The sequence below is a fragment of the Exiguobacterium sp. U13-1 genome (assembly GCF_001750115.1).
In the GTDB taxonomy this organism is placed as follows: Bacteria; Bacillota; Bacilli; order Exiguobacteriales; family Exiguobacteriaceae; genus Exiguobacterium_A; species Exiguobacterium_A acetylicum.
Genome location: NZ_CP015731.1, coordinates 2,596,254 through 2,617,357, shown reverse-complemented (window position 1 = coordinate 2,617,357; position 21,104 = coordinate 2,596,254). Strand labels below are relative to the sequence as shown.

The window sequence follows — 21,104 nt, the reverse complement described above, 5'->3', positions numbered from 1 at the left end:
TTTATGCGGAAGAGGGAGTGAATGGCGTGAATGATTTCACGACCTATGTCGAATCAATGATTCATCCTCGAGATGCTCTGTTAGAAGAAATGGAGCGTTATGCGGAAGAAAATCATATACCAATCATCGAACTGACAGGTTCCGAGGTCTTGTTATCGCTCCTGCGATTACAACAACCGAAGCGCATTCTAGAAGTCGGAACCGCAATCGGATATAGTGCGATTCGGATGGCGCGTGCGCTACCGGATGCGCGTATTACGACGATTGAACGAAATGCGAAGCGGTATGAAGAAGCAAAAACCTTCATCGCCCGGTCAGATGTGGCGGACCGGATTGACATCATTTTTGGTGATGCAGTAGAATTAGCCGAAACGCTTGAAGACCAGTTCGATGCGGTCTTCATTGATGCAGCTAAAGGACAGTATAAAAAATTCTTTGCAGGATATGGGCGACTCATTCCTGAGGGCGGCGTGCTTTATACGGATAATCTCTTCTTACACGGAGATGTCCTCGAGTCCGATCCGAAGACATTCGATCGAAGAAGACGTCGACTCGTGCGTCTCGTCAAGGAATTCACGGTCTGGATGATGGAACAAGAACAATACGATACGACGATTTTTCCGCTCGGTGACGGTGTATCCGTCAGTCGGAAAAAGTCGAAATGATGGAGGAACGAATGACATGCAAAAACCGGTAGTAATTGGCGTAGCGGGCGGAACGGGTTCAGGGAAGACGACGGTGGCACGTTCACTCGTCGATGCGTTCCCAAGTGAATCAATCGTCATGATTGAACAGGACGCGTATTATAAAGATCAAAGTGATTTATCAATGGAGGAGCGGTATCAGACAAACTATGATCACCCGTTTGCTTTTGATAATGGTCTGTTGATTGAGCACATTCAGTCGCTCCGTGAAAACATTGCCGTTGAAAAACCGGTATATGACTATGTCGCCCACACGCGGGCACAAGAAACGATTCGTCTCGAACCACGCGATGTCATCATCGTAGAAGGAATTTTAGCGCTTGAAGACGAACGGTTACGGGAACTAATGGATATCAAGGTGTTCGTCGATACGGATGCGGACGTTCGCATTCTTCGTCGGATGCAACGTGATATCAACGAACGTGGACGCTCGATCGACTCAGTCGTTGAGCAGTATACGAACGTCGTTCGTCCGATGCATCTTCAGTTCTGTGAACCAACAAAACGATATGCGGACATCATCGTACCGGAAGGCGGCGAGAATCATGTCGCGATCGATTTACTCGTGACGAAGATTCGAGCGATTCTTGATTATCGTTCAGCACTCGATCAAAGAGGATATTGATTCCAAAAAAGATGTGAATATACTATACTAGTGGAATAAAAAGGAGCGTGACAAAAATGGCAGAAAAGCAATACTACATGACGCTTGAAGGTAAAGCGAACATTGAAAATGAATTGAATGAATTGAAGTCAGTCCGCCGGAAAGAAGTCGTCGAGAACATCAAGATCGCCCGTTCGTTCGGTGACCTTTCAGAGAACGCAGAATACGATTCAGCAAAAGAAGAACAAGCGATGGTCGAAGGCCGGATTGCTCAACTTGAAGAGATGCTTCGTAATGTTGCGATCATCTCGGAAGAAGAGAAGGATATCTCGGTCGTCGGTATCGGAACGACAGTCACTTTCTTGAGTGTCGAAGATAACGAAGAAGATACGTACACAATTGTTGGTAGTGCCGAAGCAGATCCGTTCACAGGTAAAATCTCGAACGAATCACCAATCGCGAAAAGTTTAATGGGGCACCAAGTCGGAGATCAAGTCTCTGTACCAGCACCAGGCGGCGAATACGCAGTAAAAATTACATCGATCAAATAAAGAACACAGGAGCCGGAGCAATCCGGCTTTCTGTTTGATGGAGGAATGAAGTATGCCAATCGCAATCATCGGCGCAATGGAAGAGGAAGTCAACTTATTGCGTAATGAGTTATCAGAACGTAAAGATACAGTCATCGCAAACTATCATTTTTATGAAGGGCTTTTAAATAGCGTTCCTGTCGTCATCTTGAAGTCAGGAATCGGGAAAGTGAACGCTGCGATCGGAACGACATTATTGCTGGATCATTACAAACCAAGTGCTGTCATCAATACGGGCTCAGCAGGTGGATTCAAGGAAGGCTTAACGGTCGGGGATGTCGTCGTCTCAACAGAAGTACGTCACCACGACGTCGATGTGACGGCATTTGGATACGAATATGGACAGGTACCTGGAATGCCAGCTGCCTATCAAGCAGATCCGAAGCTTGTTGCAACAGCAGAAGCCGTCATCGAGCGGATGGATGCGATTCGCGTCGTTCATGGATTGATTGCTACAGGCGATTCGTTCATCCACGATTCAGAGCGCTCTGCTCAAATCAAGGCGCACTTCCCAGAAGTCGCAGCCGTCGAAATGGAAGCAGCACCAATCGCACAAGTCTGTCATCAGTTCGGTGTCCCGTTCGTCGTAACGCGGTCGATTTCAGATAGCGCCAATGAAGAAGCGTCACTCTCGTTTGATGAATTCCTCGAGATTGCGTCAATCAATTCCGCTAAAATGGTCATGGAAGTCGTACGGACGTTAGCAGAATGAGGTATGAGGAAGGGCACGGGAGACCATGCTCTTCCTTTTTTCTTTGACAAAAGCAAATTAACGCTTTATATTAGTACCAGATACTAATAACAAAAGGGGATGCCTTATGAAGATCGGGATTGTAGGATTAGGAACGTCTTTGCCGTCACGGCGCGTGACGAATGATGAATTAGCAACGACGCTCGATACGAGCGATGAATGGATTCGGACACGGACAGGAATCGGGGCACGACGGATTGCAGCCGATGATGTGGATGTCACTGACTTAGCGACAGAAGCTGCTCAGAAAGCGCTTGATGATGCTGGATTGACAGTAGAGGACATCGGGTTGATCGTCGTCGGAACGGCAACAGGACGCGCGTTTCCATCTACAGCCTGTATCGTCCAAGAGCGTCTTGGAGCACGCGGAGCGACTGCATTCGATATTAGTGCGGCATGTAGTGGCTTCATCTTTGCATTACAAACAGCTGCTAGCATGTTGACGACAGTTGAAGGAAAACATGCGCTCGTCATCGGTGCTGAAAAAATGTCGAGTATCGTCGACTGGTCAGACCGGTCAACTGCCATCTTATTTGGAGATGGTGCAGGGGCAGTCGTCATCGGACCAACTGAGCAAGCGGGTCTTAATGCCTTCGAGCTTGGAACAGATGGACGCGGAGCACATTTATTATTTAAGGACATTGATGGACCAATCGAGATGAACGGTCGGGAAGTCTTTAAGTTCGCGGTTCGTAAATTACCGGAAATCGTTGAGAAAGTCATTCAAAAAGCGGATAGTACGCTCGAAGAGATCGATATCTTGATTCCGCATCAAGCAAACCTACGCATCATTGATGCAGCGTGCGAACGACTGCATATTCCGCAAGAAAAGGTCATCGTCACGATCGATGAGCATGCGAATACATCTGCTGCATCAATCCCACTCGCACTTGAGGAAGCGCGTCAACAAGGACGCCTGACACCTGGTACGAAACTCGTACTTGCTGGATTTGGTGCCGGATTGACTTGGGGAGCAGCATACATTACTTGGACTAAAGGAGAGAACACATAAGATGATGAGAAAACGCGTTGTAGTCACAGGAATCGGAGCACTGACACCGATCGGGAACGATGCCAATACATTCTGGGAAGCACTAAAAGAAGGAACAAACGGGATTCGTCCGATGGAGCGTCTCGATATCGATGAGTATCCAACGAAGGTCACTGGCGAATTACAAAACTTCGATGTAACAGAATTCATCGAGGCGAAAGAAGCACGTAAGATGGACCGCTTCGTTCATTACTCACTTGTCGCAAGCATGGAAGCTGTCCAAGATTCTGGAATCGACATTAAAGAAATCGCAGAACGTGCTGGGGTTTGGATTGGATCAGGAATCGGTGGCGTTGAGACAATTGAGAAACAAGCGAAGATCTACTTCGAACGTGGACACCGTCGTGTCAGCCCGTTCTTCATTCCGATGATGATTCCAAACATGGCAAGCGGTCAGGTATCGATCTATACCGGAGCCAAGGGACCGAATAACTGTTCCGTCACTGCATGTGCTTCAGGAACGAATGCCATTGGAGAAGCCCTTCGTGTCATCGAACGGGGCGATGCAGATGTCATGATCGCTGGTGGAGCGGAAGCACCAATCACGAACTTATCATTTGCTGGTTTTTGTGCCAACAAAGCGATGTCAACGAATCACGATCCTGAGACAGCAAGCCGTCCGTTTGACGAAGGACGTGATGGATTCGTCATGGGAGAAGGGGCAGGCATCTTGATTCTTGAAGAGTACGAGCATGCGGTAGCGCGTGGTGCAAAAATCTATGCCGAAGTCAGTGGATATGGATTAACAGCTGACGCCTACCACATCACAGCTCCAGATCCAGATGGAGACGGTGGAGCACGTGCGATGGCAATGGCAATCCAAGATGCAGGTATCGCACCAGAAGCAATCGGATACATCAATGCACACGGAACGAGCACACCGATGAACGACATTCTTGAAACAAAAGCAATCCATAGTGTCTTCGGTGAACAGGCAAAACAACTCGTCGTCAACTCGACGAAATCGATGATTGGTCACTTGCTTGGTGGCGCTGGTGGCGTCGAGGCGATTGCAACAATCAAATCGTTACAAGAACAAACCGTTCACCCAACGATTCATCTCAAACAGCCGAGTGAAGGTTGTGATCTTGATTACGTGACGGAAGGTGCACGGAGCGTAAAATTGAATTATGCCCTGAGCAACTCGCTCGGGTTCGGTGGACACAACGCATCACTCGTCTTCAAACGTTACGAAGCTTAAGCTTAAGCGATTCCCTTAGAAAAACGAGGGGGTCGCTTTTTTGCTGATTTTCTGATTCAATAGAGAAATGCGTGTTTGACGCAGAAAGGAGTCGTTTATGACTAATATCACAAGAAAAACATCAATCATGATACTGATCATATGTTTATTGATTGGTCTCAGTGGTACGCTCATATACCGTCTATCATCATCTCAAAAGACGAAAACAGATCAGGAGACACAAGCAGTGAAGGTTGAATTAATTGAATCATCACTCCCGAAGACATCCGATATTGCGTTAGCAACGGATAGCCGTTCTCAGACACTGTTAGCACAACTGTATGAAGGATTATATGTTTTTACTTCTGGGACATCCGTCCGTAGAGGATTAGCACAGGATATGTCAGTCTCAAAGGATCGTCTGACGTATACGATTCAACTCAAACAAACAAAAAATGCGAAGGGTCAGCCGATTACAGCGCAAGACTTTGTCGATAGTTTCCGACGTGTCGCAGCCAATAAAACAAATTCTCCCTATGGTTTTTTATTTGAAGTGTTTGAAAATGGACGTGCCGTCAATGACGGAAAAATGAAGCCAGAACGTCTAGGTGTAAAGGCCAAAGGACGTGACCAACTTGTCATCACGCTGAATCAGCCGGTTTCGAATCTAAAAGAATTACTCGCGATGTCCGTCTTTTATCCACAACCGGAATCTAAGAAGTGGCAAGACCTCACGGGTAATGGTGCGTTTACACTAGAACAGATGTCGAAAAACGGATATACGCTTAAGAAAAACAACCAGTATCATCAACAAAATGTTGTCACAGTCGAAGAAGTGAAAAGTCGCATCATCTCTGATCATCAGACGCAATGGAGTACGTATGAGAACAGTAAAGCAGCGATTCTTCCGTTACAAGAGAGTGTCGAGACACAAGAAGATCAAGTCTCTCGACCAACCTATCAAAAAAAGCGGAGCGGTGTCTTTTATATCGCATTTAATCAAAAAAATGAAGCCTTCCGCGAAAAGACACTCCGAAAACGAATTGCTTACGCCTTGATGGAAAAAGAGTCCGTTCAACTTCCTTTAGGATATGCAGGCATTCCGACTAATCGGTTCGTCGTCACAGATACGAACGTATTGATGACGGAACCGGTACAAGTAAAAAAAGAACAAGTTAAACAACAGAAGAAACAGCGAATCGAGATGCTTAACTTCGAAGACCCACAGGCGAAGCGTATCGGGCAACAACTCGAGACGTATCTTGAGAGACAGTTGCCTGATATTGATATTGTTCTTAAACCCGTTGCGATTGAAGAGAAGATCGATAAAGAACAGTCGGCGCAGTATGCGATGACGTTAACAGGATGGATGCCGGATTATCCAGGTCCACTTGCATATTTGAATCAGTTCGTCTCGGGTAATCCGTTGAATTCCGTAAACTATCAATCAGACACGTACGATCAAATGATCGAAAAAGCACGGCAGGTACGAGATATGAAGAAAAAACAGGCGTTATATCATCAAGCTGAAAGACAGTTAATCAATCAAGATGCCGTCATCGTTCCTTTGTATCAGACGACAGAGAAATTATATGTTTCTGATACAATTCAAGGAATCGAAGTACCGATTTATGGACCGGAATACCTACTTCGCGCAATGAAAATTCTAAAATAATTACTGAGCTGGGACCATTTTTTCGTGAGGTCCCAGTCTTTTTTGAAAAAATATTTAGAAAAATCGGATAAAAGGTTTGCAAAATTATCAGAACATTGTAAACTATTTGTAACGAAGGGTTTGATTCGAATATAGTAATTCTTTTTTTTTCGGTCAAAAACCTGACAGTATCACTTTTTAGAAACCTAGGGGGGTCATCGTAACATGAAGAAGAAAAGTTTTGCTTTAGCTACTTCAGTAGCTCTCGTATCAAGTGCGTTCCTCGCAGCTTGTTCGACAACGGATTCAGGCGACAAATCGGGCGACACAGGTTCAGACAAAAAGTCTAGTGATCAAACACTTAACTTGATCGAAGGTTCGGATATCCCGACACTTAACCCGACGACTTCAACAGACTCGGTTTCATTCAACGTGTTGAACAACACGATGGAAGGTCTTTACCGTCTAGATGACAAACAGCAACCAACACCAGGTATCGCTGAGAGTCATGAAGTATCAGAAGACAAAAAGACGTACACGTTCAAATTACGTGATGCGAAATGGTCTGACGGTACTCCAATCACAGCTAAAGACTTCGAATATGCATGGAAAGAAGTTCTTAATCCAGAGAACGCTTCACAGTATGCATACGTCTTCTACAACATCGAAGGTGCAGAAGAGTACAACACGAAAAAAGGCGAGCGTGATGCTGTCGGCGTCAAAGCGATCGACGACAAAACGTTCGAAGTTAAGTTAAAAGCACCTGCAGACTACTTCCTCGGACTTACTGGATTCGGACCATTCATGCCGAAATCAGAAGAACTCTCGAAGAAAATCGGAAAAGACTTCGGTTCGACTGCAGACAAAGCGCTCTATAACGGACCATTTAAATTAACAGAGTGGACACGTGAGCAAGGCTGGAAAATGGTCAAAAACGATAACTACTGGGATAAAGATGCCGTTAAACTTAAAACGATCAACGTTAAGGTCGTTAAAGAAGTTGCAACTGGTGTTAACCTTTACGAAAAAGGTGACATCGATCGCACAGGTTTAACATCTGAGTTCGTTGCCCAGTTCAAAGATAATAAAGAATTCAAAACAAAAGGTGAATCAACAATCTTCTACCTCTACCTCAACACGAAGGTAAAAGCGCTTGATAACGAAAAAATCCGTCGCGCAATCGACATGGGTTACGATAAAAAAGGGATCACGGATGTTATCCTCGCAAACGGATCACTTCCAGCGAACTATCTCGTACCAAAAGATTTCGCGAAAGATGCTGACGGGAAAGACTTCCGTGATAAGTATCCAGCATTCAACGAATACAATGCAGACGAAGCGAAAAAACTCTGGGAAGAGGGCTTAAAGGAAATCGGTCAAAAATCGGTTGATCTTGAACTCTTGAACTACGATAGCGACGATTCGAAAAAAATCGGTGAGTTCTTGAAAGGTGAACTTGAGAAAAACCTTCCAGGTATGAAGGTCACAATCAAACAACAACCATTCAAAAACAAACTTGATCTTGAAAACAAAGGGGACTTCCAATTCTCGCTCGCGGGCTGGGGACCTGACTACCAAGATCCGATGACGTTCCTCGATCTCTTCTTGACAGACGGACCATATAACCGTGGTAAGTGGTCAAATGAAGAGTATGATAAACTCATCAAAGATGCTCAAACACAAACAGATGCAACGAAACGTTGGTCTGAATTGCAAGAAGCTGAGAAAATCCTTCTCGACTCTGCAGCGATCTCACCTGTTTATCAGCGTGGACGTGCATTCCTCGTCAAACCATACGTTAAAGGAGTCGTCGAGCATAACTTCGGCGCAGACTTCTCGTACAAATGGGCTTCAATCGAAGGAAAATAAGCAATATAAAAACTGCTTCCGAAATAAATCGGAAGCAGTTTTTTTGTTTGGAAATATCAAAAAAGACCGGAGCATTCCGATCTCTTTTGCGTAGAACTTATTTTTTTACTTTAGCACGCTTCCGTTGTAAGCCCATTGCCTTCTCGATTTTCGCGAGCTTTTTAGCAGCAACGGCTTCAGCACGGTCTCGTCCAGCGTCGAGAATCTGATCGAGTTCTTCTGAATCAATCAACTCATAGTAGCGTTGTTGAATCGGTTCGAGTTCTGAAATGATTGCTTCCGCGACATCTGCTTTAAATGTTCCGTAGTTCGAACCTTCGTATTTGGTTTCGAGATCTGGAATCGAGATGCCAGCGAGTAGGGAGTAGATTTCAAGCAAATTCGACACACCTGGTTTATTTTCCCGATCGAATTTGACGATTCCTTCGGAGTCCGTGACGGCTGATTTTACTTTTTTACGAATGACATCTGGTGCGTCAAGCATCGAGATGAAGCCTTTCGGATTCTGATCAGATTTTGACATCTTTTTGTCTGGTGTCGTCAGGCTCATGATTCGAGCTCCTGATTCAGCGATGATTGGTTCTGGTAATGTGAACGTCTCATAGTAACGACTATTAAAACGTTGAGCCAAGTCGCGCGTTAACTCAATATGTTGTTTTTGGTCATCGCCGACCGGAACGAGTTCCGCATCATAGAGTAGGATATCAGCTGCCATGAGTGTCGGATAGACAAACAATCCAGCACCGATTCGGTCTTTCCCTTGCGATTTATCTTTATACTGTGTCATACGCTCTAGTTCACCCATTCCAGAAAGACACGTCAACATCCAGCCGAGTTGCGCATGCGCTTTAACTTCTGATTGAACGAAGATTGTTGATTTTTCTGGATTCAGACCACTTGCGATATAAAGAGCTGCGAGTGCACGTGTATTATTCATCAATTCGACACGATCAATGTCGACCGTGATGGAGTGCAAATCGACGACACAATAATATGCATCATGACCATCCTGTAAGTTAACGAAGTGTTTCATGGCACCTAAGTAATTTCCAAGTGTTACTGTTCCCGTTGGTTTGATACCTGAGAAAATCGTTTTCATAATGAAATCCCTCCAAATAATAAAATCAAAATAAAAAACGCCCCTTGAAAATCAAGGGACGATTCATCGCGTTGCCACCCAAGTTGCTATTCGCATAGCCGCTCAATTTGCTGTAATGGGCACACCCATCTGACTCTACTTGATTCGAATCAGCCACTCGAAAGTCCATTCACGTAGGCATCACCTGTCCATTTCCAGCACCATGGACTCTCTGAAAGGGATGTACCTAAGTTACTACTCTTTGTCGTCGTGTTTTCTTGTTTAATTCACTTAAGTTTACCATACGATAGAAGGCACGTCACGGTGATTTCGATTAAAAGTAAGAGATGATCAGCGATACGATGATGAAGATAATACCACTAGAAACATAGGGTTTCGTTCGGGCAGAAGCCCGGTTTTGCTTTTTACGGAGGACTTCTTCCTCTTCGTCATCATCTTCGTAGTAATCGCCATCAATCTCTCGAAGCTTCGCTTCCCGTTGTTTTTTAAATCCAGCTGTCATGCCACGGAAGAAGCCGTTAGCCGACATGTTGGAAAAGAATCCGATTGCCATAAGCAAAAAGCCTCCAATGAATAATCCACCAGATAGATGGTACAAAATACCGTGCGTCGAATCGGTGATAGTCGCCCATATCGTATAAAGTAAGACTAGAATGACCGCAATGATGACAGGTCGGAAATAGGTCGATCGCATGAAAATCCCCCTTAAATGCATTGATAACCTTAGTATACGAAATTTTTAATCCTGTTACGAATCGGTAACAAACGAATGATGCAAAATAGCAAATAGTGTGACTATTTACTTGACGTTAATGCTATTCTCACATAAAATCAATTTATCACTTCGTTTAAGTTTTTGAAACTAGGTCAATGCATTTTGGGGAATACATTGCAGTTTCGACGGGACGTTATTGATGTCATAGGCATTATGGCAACTTGGAAATTGAAAAGGAGATGACTTACCGATGAAGAAAAAAACAGTCGGTCTCGCATTATCAGTCATGCTTGCAGGAAGCGCAGTGCTTGCTGGATGTTCGACAGGTGGCGGAGACAGTGATTCAGGTTCTACAGACGGAAAGAAAAATCTACGCTTAACAGACTCTTCGGATATCACGACAGTTGACCCGGCAAAAGCTACGGATTCTGTCGCTTTCAACATGATCGGGAACACGATGGAAGGTCTTTACCGTCTCGATAAAGACGGCAAAGCGATTCCAGCACTTGCAGAAAAAACAGATATCTCAAGTGATAACTTGACGTATACGTTCACACTTCGTGATTCAAAATGGTCTGATGGTTCACCCGTCAAAGCACAAGATTTCGAATTCGCTTGGAAACGTGCTGCTGATCCGAAAACAGCATCTAGTTACTCGTACATCTTTGACACGTTAAAAAACGGCGCTGATGTTACACAGGGTAAAAAAGCTGTCGACGAACTCGGTGTTAAAGCACTTGACGACAAAACGTTAGAAGTAAAACTTGAGCGTCCAGCGCCGTATTTCCTTTCACTGACATCGTTTGGTACGTACTCACCGATCAGTGAAGACTTCTACAAAAAGAATGAAAAAGACTTCTCGCTTAAACCAGATAAATTACTCTATAACGGTCCTTTCGTTTGGGAATCTTGGAAAACGGATTCAAAACGTGTCCTGAAGAAAAACGATAACTACTGGGATAAAGATGCTGTCAAACTCGACGAAGTTACGGTCAGTGTCGTCAAAGATACGTCAACAGTAGTAAACCTTTATGATTCAAACGATATCGATTACGCTGGTCTGACTTCAGAGCAAGTTGAAGCTTACAAATCGAAGCCTGAATTCAAGACAGCACTTCGTTCTTCAATCGCTTATTTGAAGTTCAATAACGAAGATGCAACGATGAAAAATGTTGATGCACGTAAAGCAATTGCTCGTGCTATCGATCCAAAAGGAATTACAGATACGCTTCTTGCGAACGGTTCGATTCCAACAACAAGCTTCATTCCGAAAGAATTCATCAAAGATGCGTCTGGTAAAGACTATACGAGCGACATCAACTGGTTCGACCGTGATGGAAAAGAAGCAGCTGATCTTTGGAAAAAAGCAAACGGCGATAAGAAAACGACGATTGAACTTCTTTCATTCGACAATGAAGATGCGAAGAAGATCAGTGAGTACATGAAAGGTCAAATCGAGAAAAATCTTCCGAACGTCACTGTTTCAATCAAACAACAACCGTTCAAGAATAAACTCGATCTTGAATCAAAAGGAGACTACCAGGTTTCTTACTCACTTTGGGGCCCGGATTACCAGGATCCAATGTCTAACCTTTCTATCTTCGAATCAACGAATAGCCAAAACGACGTCAAGTACAAGTCTGCAGCTTATGATAAATTGTTGAACGCAGCGAATGAAGAGTCTGACTTAAACAAACGTCTCGATCTCTTCAAACAAGCGGAAGCGCAATTGATTGAGAAAGATCAAGCCATCGCGCCAATCTATCAAGCAGGTTCTGCATACTTGAGCCGTCCGACGGTTAAAGATTTCAACCGTCAAGTGTTCGGAGCAGATTTCCAATACAAATACGTTGATATTAAGTAATCGAGAATGGGAGCGTCCCCTGATCAGTTCGGGTACGCTCCTGTTTTATACTACTTTTTATGAATGGAAACTCATTTTTATCGAAAATGTGAAAGTTTCGTAAAAAAGTAGTTCTAATTACTTTGTTAGCAAAGTATAATGGAATCAAACGAAAAATTCTGACTATTGGATGAAATTAGAAAAACATCCAAGCGAACATCAAATCAAAGCACAATTAAAAAAGAATTTTTAAATTTTTATGACAAAATTCTTGAATGTTCCGACAATTGTGGGTCATACTGATTTTATTGATGTTTCGAAAAAAACAGAAAATCTTTATAGGGGGTGCCATCTTATGGGCCGTTATTTAGCTCAACGCCTGGTTTACGGCGTACTGACGTTTTTACTCATCGCTTCGTTCACTTTCTTCCTGATGGATCTGCTACCAGGTTCACCGTTCCAAAACCAGGAGAAACTTTCTCCTGAACAGTTGAATATCCTTCGGGATAAGTACAACTTGAATGATCCACTGCCACAACGCTATGCAGCGTATATGGTCAACTTGTTCCAAGGAGATCTCGGTATTTCATTCAAATATGATAGCCGTCCGGTAACGGATTTAATCTCTGAACGAATTGGACCATCGGCTCAATTAGGAGTTCAAGCACTAGTACTCGGAGTATTATTAGGACTCGTCTTAGGTGTTGTCGCAGCGCTTCGCCACAACACAGTGATCGATTACGGTGCGATGTTCGTATCGGTTATCGGAATCTCGGTACCGTCATTCGTATTCGCCTCACTCCTTCAATACTACGTTGGCGTGAAATGGGGCGTTTTGCCAGTCGCGTTCTGGGAAAGCCCGGCGCATACCATCTTGCCGACTATATCGTTATCACTTGGGGTCACAGCCTCAATTGCTCGATTCGTCCGGACAGAGATGCTAGAAGTTACGAACCAGGATTATGTCACGTTAGCTAAAGCAAAAGGCCTAGATGGTCAGTCGATTACTTGGAAACACATGGTTCGGAACGCCTTGATTCCGGCGATTACGATTCTTGGACCAATGACAGCTGCTTTGATTACAGGAACACTCGTCATTGAGCGGATTTTCTCTGTACCTGGTCTTGGTGAACTCTTCGTATCATCAATCACACAAAATGACTACACAGTCATCATGGGTACGACGTTGTTCTTCTCAGCAGTCTTCATTCTCATGATTTTGATCGTCGATTTGCTGTACGGTGTCGTTGATCCACGGATCCGTTTGGGGGGTAACAAATAATGGCTGAACAAAATTCAAATGCAAAAGCAGAACAGTTTGATTCATCGCTGTTCCAACACGTTGAGTTCAATGAACAAGCAGGGGAACGCCTTGCTGGTAAAAGCTTAAACTTCTGGCAAGATGCTTGGATGCGTCTACGCAAGAACAAAGCAGCGATTCTCTCACTTGCTGTCATCATCATCATCGCGATCATGTCATTGGTCGGACCTGCGTTGTCTGGTAATGACCCTTATACCCAAACAATCACGCAAGCTAAACTTCCGCCTAAAGTTACTGGTTTAGAGTGGGCTGGTTTTGACGGTATGGCGACACTTGGTGATACGCCGATTGATTTTTATAAACAAAAACAGGTGACGGAGAACTTCTGGTTCGGAACGGACCACCTTGGTCGTGATCTTTGGTCACGTGTTTGGGAAGGAACGAAGATTTCGCTATTCATCGGGTTGATGGCAGCACTCATCGACGTTCTCGTTGGTGTCACATACGGCGGGATTTCTGCTTACTACGGTGGGCGTGTCGATAACATCATGCAACGGATTGCAGAAATTTTAACAGGTGTACCGAACTTGATCTTGATCATCTTGTTCATCTTGATTCTTGAACCAGGGATCACGACGATCATCCTTGCGATGACGATTACCGGCTGGATCGGGATGAGCCGACTTGTTCGTGGTCAAATCCTGAAACTAAAGAACCAAGAATTCGTTCTTGCAGCACGGACACTTGGTGCTTCTAGCGCACGATTAATCTTCAAGCATTTGATTCCAAATACCTTGGGAACAATCATTATCTCGCTTATGTTCACGATTCCAAGTGCGATCTTCTTCGAAGCGTTCTTAAGCTTCATCGGTTTAGGACTTGCACCACCACAACCGTCACTCGGTACATTGATCAACGAAGGGTACAAAGAACTCAAAACGTTCCCATTCTTGCTCGTTGTTCCATCGACGGTCATCGTACTCCTCATGGTCAGCTTCAATATGTTGGCAGATGGACTGCGTGATGCGTTCGACCCACGTTTACGACGCTAACGGAAACTAGAGAGGAGCTCATTCACAATGGAAACTATTTTATCTGTTCGCGACCTGAATGTCGCTTTCCATACGTATGCCGGGACGGTACAAGCCGTCCGCGGTGTATCGTTTGATTTGAAAAAAGGCGAGACACTCGCAATCGTTGGTGAGTCTGGTTCTGGTAAATCGGTTACTTCAAAAGCGATCATGCGTTTGATCCCAAACCCACCAGGTGAAATCACACAAGGTGAAATCTTATTTGAAGGTCGCGACCTCGTTAAGCTTTCCGATAAAGAAATGCAAAAAGTCCGCGGTCGTGATATCGCAATGATTTTCCAAGATCCGATGACATCACTTAACCCGACGATGACGATTTATAAACAAATCGCTGAAGGTCTAAAACGTCACCAAGGCTTAACAGGTGACGCAGCGAAAAAGCGTACACTCGAACTTTTGACACTCGTAGGAATTCCGAATCCAGAAGCGCGTCTGAAACAATATCCGCACCAATTATCGGGTGGGATGCGTCAACGGATCGTCATCGCAATCGCGCTTGCATGTAATCCGAAAGTGTTGATTGCCGATGAGCCGACGACTGCACTCGATGTTACGATTCAAGCTCAGATTCTCGAGTTATTGAAAGACATTCAGCAAAAAACGGGTACAGCAATCATCTTTATTACGCACGACTTAGGTGTCGTAGCGAACATGGCTGACCGTGTAGCCGTCATGTATGCTGGTAAATTGATTGAAAAAGGTACAGTAGATGAGATCTTCTATGAGCCGCGTCATCCATACACTTGGGGACTACTAGGTTCAATGCCACGTCCATCTGATGACCGTTCACAAGATCTTCCTGCGATTCCAGGAACTCCACCGAACTTGATGCATCCACCAGTCGGTGATGCGTTTGCACCGCGTAACAAATACGCGATGAAGATTGATTTCGAGAAAGAACCACCTTTCTTCAAAATCTCAGATACACACGAAGCGGCGACGTGGTTGCTACATCCACAAGCTCCATATGTCGAACCACCCGCTGCAATCCGTGACTTGGCGTTAAAATACCGTCCGGACAGCGTGTTCTCAAAATCGCTTCTGAAAGGCGGTCTGAAATAATGGAAAACCGTAATAAATTACTTGAAGTAAAAAACTTGAAGCAACATTTCAATATTGGACGTGGACGCGTCGTCAAAGCGGTTGATGGACTTTCATTTGATATCTACGAAGGCGAAGTACTTGGTCTCGTTGGAGAGTCAGGCTGTGGTAAGTCTACGACTGGTCGCTCGATTATTGGTTTATACGAAGCGACAGACGGCGAAGTCATCTTCAAAGGTGAAAACGTTCATGGTAAGAAGTCACGTAAAGACAAATTGAAATTCAACCGTGCAATGCAAATGATCTTCCAAGATCCGTATGCATCGTTAAATCCACGGATGACGGTTGGCGATATCATCGCTGAAGGAATCGATATTCACGGTTTAGCAAACTCAAAAGAAGAGCGCAATAACCGTGTGTATGATTTGCTTGAGACGGTTGGTTTGACGAAAGAACATGCGAGTCGTTACCCGCACGAGTTCTCAGGTGGTCAGCGTCAACGGATTGGTATCGCACGCGCACTTGCTGTAGAGCCGGACTTCATCATTGCGGATGAGCCGATTTCAGCACTCGACGTATCGATTCAAGCCCAAGTCGTCAACTTGATGAAAAAACTGCAACGTGATCGCAGTTTGACATACTTGTTCATCGCCCATGATTTATCGATGGTCAAGTATATCTCAGACCGGATCGGTGTTATGTATCAGGGTCACCTCGTTGAATTGTGTGATGCGGATCGTCTGTATGAGAATCCAGTTCATGCGTATACGAAGTCACTTTTGTCTGCGATTCCGCTTCCGGATCCAGAGCACGAGCGGACACGTAAACGGATCATCTTCGATCGTCCGACGAGTGGACCGGTCGGTAAATCGGATGAAGATTCGAGCATTCCACCACTTCGTGAAATCGAGCCAGGTCACTTCGTTTCGATGACGGATGCAGAACTTGAAGCGTATCAAGCGCAACTCGTATAATCGTTAAAGCAAAAAGGCATTTCCACGTTGATCGTGGAAATGCCTTTTAATTTTCTGATGCGATACGCGGTAGATGAGCAAATCGATGGACGACTGCATCGATTGCATCAAGACGACGCATGGCTTCTTCAAAGTCAATTTTTTCGTAATGATGGAGTCCGCCCGGCTGTTCTTCCAGCGTATCCGCATCATGGACAAGTTGTTGAAGAGGTGTTCGATTGATCGCACCTGGTGGAAGATAAGAATCCGTATGCAACAGAACGGCGAGAGCAATTTCTTTTGCGCGTGCTGGTTCTTCACCAAGGCGAATTAGAAGTTTGTGAGCACGTTCAGCTCCTTTAATGGCATGAATATCATTTTGGCGATATAAATCATAGTTCCAAGTGCCATCGGTATACCATTCGTAATGACCGATATCATGTAAGAGTGCTGCCTTCGTAGCAGTGTCAGCATCTAAGCCGCGTTTCGTAGCAAGTGTTAGCGCGCGCTCCGCGACTGAAATCGCATGATTTAAGCCAGAACGAGATAAATATTTTTGAGCGATCGGATGATCGAGAATCGTGACGAGTGTTAATGCCATGAATGAAAAACTCCTTTCTGAGCGTTGATATTTCTATACACTCTACAGAAAATTGAAAGAAATTGCAACTGTTTTTCATTTCTCAATCGACAATCTCACATATTTAATTGCTTAAAGTAGGAATAGATTTTTAGTTTACGTGGTATACTTACTAATGTAGAAGATGATTATTTCGCTTTCGTAGGTTGTTAGTTCTGTTTCGGGCCGATTGGGGTGTCGGAATATGAAAGAACGTGACAAGAAGAAAAAGCTGAAGAAGCGCCTTTTGCGGGATATTTTAGAGAAAAAACTGAAAGAAATGAAACTTCCTAAAGCAAAAGAGACGATTTCTCAGCCATTTGATCACACGCCAGCTTGTTAAAGCCACGTGGTGGCTTTAACAAGCTTTTTTACGAAAAGTTCTTTCATCTTTATAAAAAAGCTAGGTTTTCTGCTTTATTAGATGTAAACTGTCAAGTAATAGAACCATCATCAATATTTGCTTATTCACATAGATATTGAATGATGTTAAATCAGGGGGAGGATGTTTTTCAATGGTAACACTCTATACTTCACCAAGTTGTACTTCTTGTCGGAAAGCACGCGCGTGGCTTGAAGAACATGAAATCCCGTTCGTTGAACGTAATATTTTTTCAGAACCATTATCGCTCGATGAAATCAAACAGATTCTTCGTATGACGGAAGATGGAACGGACGAGATTATCTCAACACGTTCAAAAGTCTTCTCGAAACTCGATGTTTCCGTTGAAAACTTATCGTTGCAGCACCTATACGATTTGATTCAAGAATATCCGGGATTATTGCGTCGCCCAATCTTGATTGATGAAAAACGCCTTCAAGTTGGATACAACGAGGATGAAATCCGTCGATTCTTACCGCGCAAGGTGCGTACGTTCCAACTTTTGGAAGCACAGCGTCTTGTAAACGAGTAATTTTGAAAAGCACGCTGCTTCGTGAGCAGTGTGCTTTTTGTTACCGATAAAAAAGGTTAAAATAAAGATAACAAAGGAATAGAAATATATCCTTAGGATTCAAAACTATGAATCCAAGTCATGTCCTCGTTCGTATTCTAGATAAGGAACGAGAAGAAAGGAGTGGACAGTTTGAAAATCGAACGCGTCAATGACAATACGGTCAAGTTCTTCATCACGTACACCGACATCGAACGCCGTGGTTTTGCCCGAGATGAGATTTGGTATAACCGGGAACGGGGAGAACAGTTATTCTGGCAAATGATGGACGAAGCGAATGAAAAAGAGTCCATCTCCTTCGAAGGTCCACTGTGGATACAAGTGCAAGCATTTGAAAAAGGTCTTGAAGTCACTGTAACGATCGCGAAAAATGCAGTTGATGGTGAGCAAGTCGATGAAGACGAACTCGATTCACTTTTACGATCAGCGATGTCTGAGACAGAAGATAAAGATACAGAGTTAAGCCAAGATGTTTTATTTGAAACTCGCGATTTTGAACATATCATCGCGCTCAGTCAATATGCGAATGCTCCTGTATTCGCAGAACTTGAAACAGCGCTTTACCAAAAAGATGGACTCTATTTACTGCATGTTCATTTCGAAGATGATGTGAACGTAGAGGCGCAAGAAAACGTCATGAGTTTAATCGCAGAGTATCTCCAGTTCAGCGAGCAAACGATACATCCTGTCGCTGAATACGGGAAACAGATCATTGCTTCAGATGTCTTTCCGTTCATTCGGAAACATTTTCCGAACTAAGGTCAGAAAAAGTGCGAGGAAAAGGAGGATCACATATCGTGATACCTCCTTTTGTTCTGGTATTAAGTGAGGGTGTAGCCTCCATCTACGATGAGCGCTTGACCGTTGATGTAACTCGCTTTGTTTGATAGTAAGAAACAAACGACCTCAGCGATTTCAGAAGGTTGTGCAGGTTCACCTCGAAGGTGATGTTTCATTGCGAGATCAAATTTATCTTTCCCGCCATATAACGCATGACTGAGCGCTGTATCGACTGGTCCCGGGCAAATAGCATTAAATCGGTACTTACCATGGAATCGGGCGGCGTATGTCTTTGTTAGCGTCAGTAAAGCACTTTTAGACGATGCATAAGGCAGTAGCATTGCTGGAAACTTAACGTGACCTACGATGGCACTATTATTGACGATAGAAGCACCCTTTGAGAAGCGTTTCGTCGCAAGCTGGATGATTCGTTCGGGCGCGTGATAGTTCACTTGGAACACTTCTTTTTGTTGATCGGAGACACGTTCAGGTGCAACGGGTTTCCCGAAAGTACCTGCATTGTTGAAAATACCATCGATTTCTGGGAAATCTTCTTGTGTTTCTTCAAAGAACGCATCGATTGCAGAGGAATCAGCTAAGTCGACAGGGAAGAAATATAAACGTCCTTCTCCGTTTGATTCAAGCGAGGATCCCTTTTCTTCATTGCGACCAATCGCAAGGACGGTATGTCCCTCCCGAATGAGTTGAAGGGAAGTTGCCTCACCAATTCCACTTGTTGCACCAGTAATGATATACGTACCCATTTAAACGCTTCCTTTCTGTCATCAGTTAAAATACGATTTGTACGATCTACATAAAAAAGGAGGGGGATTCATGCTACGACGTGTACAACTTCTCATGACCCTCATCTTGACCATCGGCTTGATTGCCTTTTTATCCTACTATTGGAGTGTCTATATGGTAGGTTGGCTGTCCATCGTCATCATCTTGGTCGTCATGAGCGTGTTCGTCATCATTTTACTTGAAAATCGGAACCCAGAACGAACGCTCGTCTGGGCACTCGTCATGATGGCATTGCCTGTCGTTGGCGTATTCGTGTATTTCACATTTGGTCAGAATTACCGTCGAAAACGAATGTTTCGACTGAAGGCAATGCTTGATGAAGAGTCTTACATTAAATATCGTACCCAGTTTAAGGCAGGGGTACACCAATCAGTGTTCCAAGAAGGACATTATGGAAAAGTTGTGACACTTATCGATTCAATCAGTCGCCTTCCGATTTCGTATAATACACATACAAGGATCTTGACGAATGGTCAGGAAAAGTTTCCGATTCTTTTAGAAGAGATTCGTCAAGCACAGCATCATATTCATTTGGAGTACTATATCGTACGCGATGATCAACTTGCGCTTCAGTTACAGGAAGCGTTGATTGAAAAGGCCAAGCAAGGAATCGAGGTCCGCTTTCTTTATGATGCTGTCGGATGTTTTTCGACGGATAAACATTATTTCAAGAAGATGCAGGCGGCTGGTATTGAGGTTCGTGCGTTTTTCCCCGTCGTCTTACCGTTTATTTCGAGTAAATCTAACTACCGGAATCATCGGAAAATCGTCGTCATCGATGGAACGGTTGCTTTTACAGGCGGAATCAACATTGGCGACGAGTATATCGGTCGTGATCAACATTTTGGTTTCTGGCGTGATACTCACCTTCTTGTAAGAGGAGAGGCTGTCTCTGAACTCCAATTGATTTTTTTGCAAGACTGGTATTACATGACCGGTGAACGGCTGTTTACCCCGTTTTATATGGAGCCACTTGAGTACGTTGAAGAAGCAACAGGAGGCGTTCAAATCATTGCAAGCGGACCTGATGAGCCACATGAGGCAATGAAATCACTTTACTTCGGGCTCATCACGGAAGCGCGTGAATCGGTCTATATTGCTTCCCCGTATTTGATACCGGACGAAGATCTCATGACAGCGCTGAAGACAGCTGCTATGGCAGGGATTGATGTCCGTATTCTACTACCGAGTTTCCCAGATCATAAAATCGTGTTTTATGCGAGCCGTTCATACTTTGATGATTTGCTACAAGCTGGTGTGAAAATCTACGAGTACAACAAAGGGTTCATGCACTCGAAAGTCATCGTCGTCGATGACGCCATCGCAACGATTGGGACAGCGAACATGGATTTACGTAGTTTTCATTTGAATTTCGAAGTGAATGCTTTTTTATACGGAACAAACTCTGTTCATGAACTGACACGTGATTTTTATGAAGATTTTAGCCATTCAACACAAGTTGATGCTGATCTGTTTCATCGGCGTCCATTACGCCGTCGATTGATTGAATCAATTTCACGTTTATTCTCACCGTTACTCTAG

At 44.2% G+C, this 21,104-nt stretch carries 21 protein-coding genes and 1 other annotated feature; of the genes, 17 read left to right on the top strand and 4 right to left on the bottom strand.

Features of this window, described 5'->3' with window-relative positions; translation table 11 throughout:
• Nucleotides 1-26: 26 nt before the first annotated feature.
• From ESP131_RS13685 to ESP131_RS13650, 8 genes are all read left to right on the top strand, one after another.
• A complete protein-coding gene (locus ESP131_RS13685; RefSeq protein WP_081834729.1) occupies nt 27-665 on the top strand; it encodes an O-methyltransferase in 639 nt (212 codons plus the stop codon).
• Between the two features lie 16 nt (nt 666-681).
• Nucleotides 682-1,329 (top strand): uridine kinase, encoded by a 648-nt coding sequence (gene udk, locus ESP131_RS13680; protein WP_023468905.1) that lies wholly within the window; start codon nt 682-684, stop codon nt 1,327-1,329.
• A 56-nt stretch (nt 1,330-1,385) separates the two neighbouring features.
• Nucleotides 1,386-1,859: a transcription elongation factor GreA gene (gene greA, locus ESP131_RS13675; RefSeq protein WP_029342224.1), complete on the top strand. Its 474-nt coding sequence runs from the start codon at nt 1,386-1,388 to the stop codon at nt 1,857-1,859.
• 52 nt (nt 1,860-1,911) lie between these two features.
• Nucleotides 1,912-2,610, top strand: coding sequence for a 5'-methylthioadenosine/S-adenosylhomocysteine nucleosidase (mtnN, locus tag ESP131_RS13670; RefSeq protein WP_023468903.1), 699 nt, complete (start codon nt 1,912-1,914; stop codon nt 2,608-2,610).
• 106 nt (nt 2,611-2,716) lie between these two features.
• Entirely contained in the window at nt 2,717-3,661 is a 945-nt protein-coding gene (locus ESP131_RS13665; protein ID WP_069940860.1) for a beta-ketoacyl-ACP synthase III, read from the top strand.
• A 1-nt stretch (nt 3,662) separates the two neighbouring features.
• Complete coding sequence (fabF, locus tag ESP131_RS13660) at nt 3,663-4,901, top strand: beta-ketoacyl-ACP synthase II (RefSeq protein WP_069940859.1); 1,239 nt, start codon at nt 3,663-3,665, stop codon at nt 4,899-4,901.
• Nucleotides 4,902-5,028: 127 nt separating this feature from the next.
• Complete coding sequence (locus ESP131_RS13655; protein WP_158513349.1) at nt 5,029-6,555, top strand: peptide ABC transporter substrate-binding protein; 1,527 nt, start codon at nt 5,029-5,031, stop codon at nt 6,553-6,555.
• Nucleotides 6,556-6,759: 204 nt separating this feature from the next.
• Nucleotides 6,760-8,403, top strand: a complete 1,644-nt coding sequence (locus tag ESP131_RS13650) for a peptide ABC transporter substrate-binding protein (protein WP_047393672.1) — start codon at nt 6,760-6,762, stop codon at nt 8,401-8,403.
• Nucleotides 8,404-8,500: 97 nt separating this feature from the next.
• Here ESP131_RS13650 and trpS read toward each other — a convergent pair whose 3' ends face one another.
• A complete protein-coding gene (trpS, locus tag ESP131_RS13645) occupies nt 8,501-9,502 on the bottom strand; it encodes a tryptophan--tRNA ligase (protein ID WP_029342196.1) in 1,002 nt (333 codons plus the stop codon).
• A 51-nt stretch (nt 9,503-9,553) separates the two neighbouring features.
• Nucleotides 9,554-9,759, bottom strand: a binding site (T-box leader).
• Nucleotides 9,760-9,815: 56 nt separating this feature from the next.
• Complete coding sequence (locus ESP131_RS13640; protein ID WP_029342197.1) at nt 9,816-10,196, bottom strand: DUF3899 domain-containing protein; 381 nt, start codon at nt 10,194-10,196, stop codon at nt 9,816-9,818.
• Nucleotides 10,197-10,467: 271 nt separating this feature from the next.
• Between ESP131_RS13640 and ESP131_RS13635 the strand changes: the two genes are divergently transcribed.
• The 5 genes from ESP131_RS13635 (at nt 10,468) to ESP131_RS13615 (ending at nt 16,427) form a co-directional block, all read left to right on the top strand.
• Nucleotides 10,468-12,081: a peptide ABC transporter substrate-binding protein gene (locus ESP131_RS13635; protein ID WP_047393676.1), complete on the top strand. Its 1,614-nt coding sequence runs from the start codon at nt 10,468-10,470 to the stop codon at nt 12,079-12,081.
• A gap of 334 nt (nt 12,082-12,415) precedes the next feature.
• A complete protein-coding gene (gene opp3b, locus ESP131_RS13630) occupies nt 12,416-13,342 on the top strand; it encodes an oligopeptide ABC transporter permease (RefSeq protein WP_029342199.1) in 927 nt (308 codons plus the stop codon).
• Complete coding sequence (gene opp3C / locus ESP131_RS13625; protein WP_029342200.1) at nt 13,342-14,373, top strand: oligopeptide ABC transporter permease; 1,032 nt, start codon at nt 13,342-13,344, stop codon at nt 14,371-14,373. The genes opp3b and opp3C overlap by 1 nt, the downstream gene beginning before the upstream one ends.
• 27 nt (nt 14,374-14,400) lie before the next feature.
• The gene (locus tag ESP131_RS13620; RefSeq protein ID WP_029342201.1) at nt 14,401-15,474 is read left to right on the top strand and encodes an ABC transporter ATP-binding protein; all 1,074 of its coding nucleotides are present in this window, start codon (nt 14,401-14,403) and stop codon (nt 15,472-15,474) included.
• Nucleotides 15,474-16,427, top strand: a complete 954-nt coding sequence (locus tag ESP131_RS13615; protein ID WP_029342202.1) for an ABC transporter ATP-binding protein — start codon at nt 15,474-15,476, stop codon at nt 16,425-16,427. The genes ESP131_RS13620 and ESP131_RS13615 overlap by 1 nt, the downstream gene beginning before the upstream one ends.
• A gap of 46 nt (nt 16,428-16,473) precedes the next feature.
• Here the strand turns inward: ESP131_RS13615 and ESP131_RS13610 are convergent, their stop codons facing one another.
• Complete coding sequence (locus ESP131_RS13610) at nt 16,474-17,007, bottom strand: HD domain-containing protein (RefSeq protein ID WP_029342203.1); 534 nt, start codon at nt 17,005-17,007, stop codon at nt 16,474-16,476.
• 223 nt (nt 17,008-17,230) lie between these two features.
• On the opposite strand from ESP131_RS13610, the gene ESP131_RS16810 reads away from it, so the two are divergent.
• The 3 genes from ESP131_RS16810 to mecA all read left to right on the top strand — a co-directional run bounded on the left by ESP131_RS16810 (nt 17,231) and on the right by mecA (nt 18,737).
• The gene (locus ESP131_RS16810) at nt 17,231-17,368 is read left to right on the top strand and encodes a hypothetical protein (protein ID WP_023468890.1); all 138 of its coding nucleotides are present in this window, start codon (nt 17,231-17,233) and stop codon (nt 17,366-17,368) included.
• A 172-nt stretch (nt 17,369-17,540) separates the two neighbouring features.
• Nucleotides 17,541-17,939 carry a transcriptional regulator SpxA gene (gene spxA, locus ESP131_RS13605; RefSeq protein WP_012370920.1) on the top strand — a complete coding sequence of 133 codons (399 nt, stop codon included), beginning with the start codon at nt 17,541-17,543 and terminating at the stop codon, nt 17,937-17,939.
• Between the two features lie 171 nt (nt 17,940-18,110).
• On the top strand, nt 18,111-18,737 hold the full coding sequence (mecA, locus tag ESP131_RS13600) for an adaptor protein MecA (protein ID WP_023468889.1): 627 nt from the start codon (nt 18,111-18,113) through the stop codon (nt 18,735-18,737).
• Nucleotides 18,738-18,799: 62 nt separating this feature from the next.
• On the opposite strand, the gene ESP131_RS13595 is transcribed toward mecA, so the two are convergent.
• The gene (locus tag ESP131_RS13595; RefSeq protein ID WP_047393679.1) at nt 18,800-19,522 is read right to left on the bottom strand and encodes an SDR family NAD(P)-dependent oxidoreductase; all 723 of its coding nucleotides are present in this window, start codon (nt 19,520-19,522) and stop codon (nt 18,800-18,802) included.
• 70 nt (nt 19,523-19,592) lie between these two features.
• Between ESP131_RS13595 and cls the strand changes: the two genes are divergently transcribed.
• Nucleotides 19,593-21,104, top strand: a complete 1,512-nt coding sequence (gene cls, locus ESP131_RS13590; protein WP_034786055.1) for a cardiolipin synthase — start codon at nt 19,593-19,595, stop codon at nt 21,102-21,104.

Coding starts and splice junctions, on each gene's coding strand:
- trpS (WP_029342196.1), bottom strand. CDS start 9,502: ATGAAAACGATTTTCTCAGGTATCAAACCAACGGGAACAGTAACACTT.
- ESP131_RS13650 (WP_047393672.1), top strand. CDS start 6,760: ATGAAGAAGAAAAGTTTTGCTTTAGCTACTTCAGTAGCTCTCGTATCA.
- ESP131_RS13595 (WP_047393679.1), bottom strand. CDS start 19,522: ATGGGTACGTATATCATTACTGGTGCAACAAGTGGAATTGGTGAGGCA.
- spxA (WP_012370920.1), top strand. CDS start 17,541: ATGGTAACACTCTATACTTCACCAAGTTGTACTTCTTGTCGGAAAGCA.
- ESP131_RS13655 (WP_158513349.1), top strand. CDS start 5,029: ATGATACTGATCATATGTTTATTGATTGGTCTCAGTGGTACGCTCATA.
- opp3C (WP_029342200.1), top strand. CDS start 13,342: ATGGCTGAACAAAATTCAAATGCAAAAGCAGAACAGTTTGATTCATCG.
- mtnN (WP_023468903.1), top strand. CDS start 1,912: ATGCCAATCGCAATCATCGGCGCAATGGAAGAGGAAGTCAACTTATTG.
- ESP131_RS13610 (WP_029342203.1), bottom strand. CDS start 17,007: ATGGCATTAACACTCGTCACGATTCTCGATCATCCGATCGCTCAAAAA.
- ESP131_RS13620 (WP_029342201.1), top strand. CDS start 14,401: ATGGAAACTATTTTATCTGTTCGCGACCTGAATGTCGCTTTCCATACG.
- fabF (WP_069940859.1), top strand. CDS start 3,663: ATGATGAGAAAACGCGTTGTAGTCACAGGAATCGGAGCACTGACACCG.
- ESP131_RS13635 (WP_047393676.1), top strand. CDS start 10,468: ATGAAGAAAAAAACAGTCGGTCTCGCATTATCAGTCATGCTTGCAGGA.
- udk (WP_023468905.1), top strand. CDS start 682: ATGCAAAAACCGGTAGTAATTGGCGTAGCGGGCGGAACGGGTTCAGGG.
- ESP131_RS13615 (WP_029342202.1), top strand. CDS start 15,474: ATGGAAAACCGTAATAAATTACTTGAAGTAAAAAACTTGAAGCAACAT.
- ESP131_RS13665 (WP_069940860.1), top strand. CDS start 2,717: ATGAAGATCGGGATTGTAGGATTAGGAACGTCTTTGCCGTCACGGCGC.
- greA (WP_029342224.1), top strand. CDS start 1,386: ATGGCAGAAAAGCAATACTACATGACGCTTGAAGGTAAAGCGAACATT.
- ESP131_RS16810 (WP_023468890.1), top strand. CDS start 17,231: ATGAAAGAACGTGACAAGAAGAAAAAGCTGAAGAAGCGCCTTTTGCGG.
- opp3b (WP_029342199.1), top strand. CDS start 12,416: ATGGGCCGTTATTTAGCTCAACGCCTGGTTTACGGCGTACTGACGTTT.
- ESP131_RS13640 (WP_029342197.1), bottom strand. CDS start 10,196: ATGCGATCGACCTATTTCCGACCTGTCATCATTGCGGTCATTCTAGTC.
- cls (WP_034786055.1), top strand. CDS start 19,593: ATGCTACGACGTGTACAACTTCTCATGACCCTCATCTTGACCATCGGC.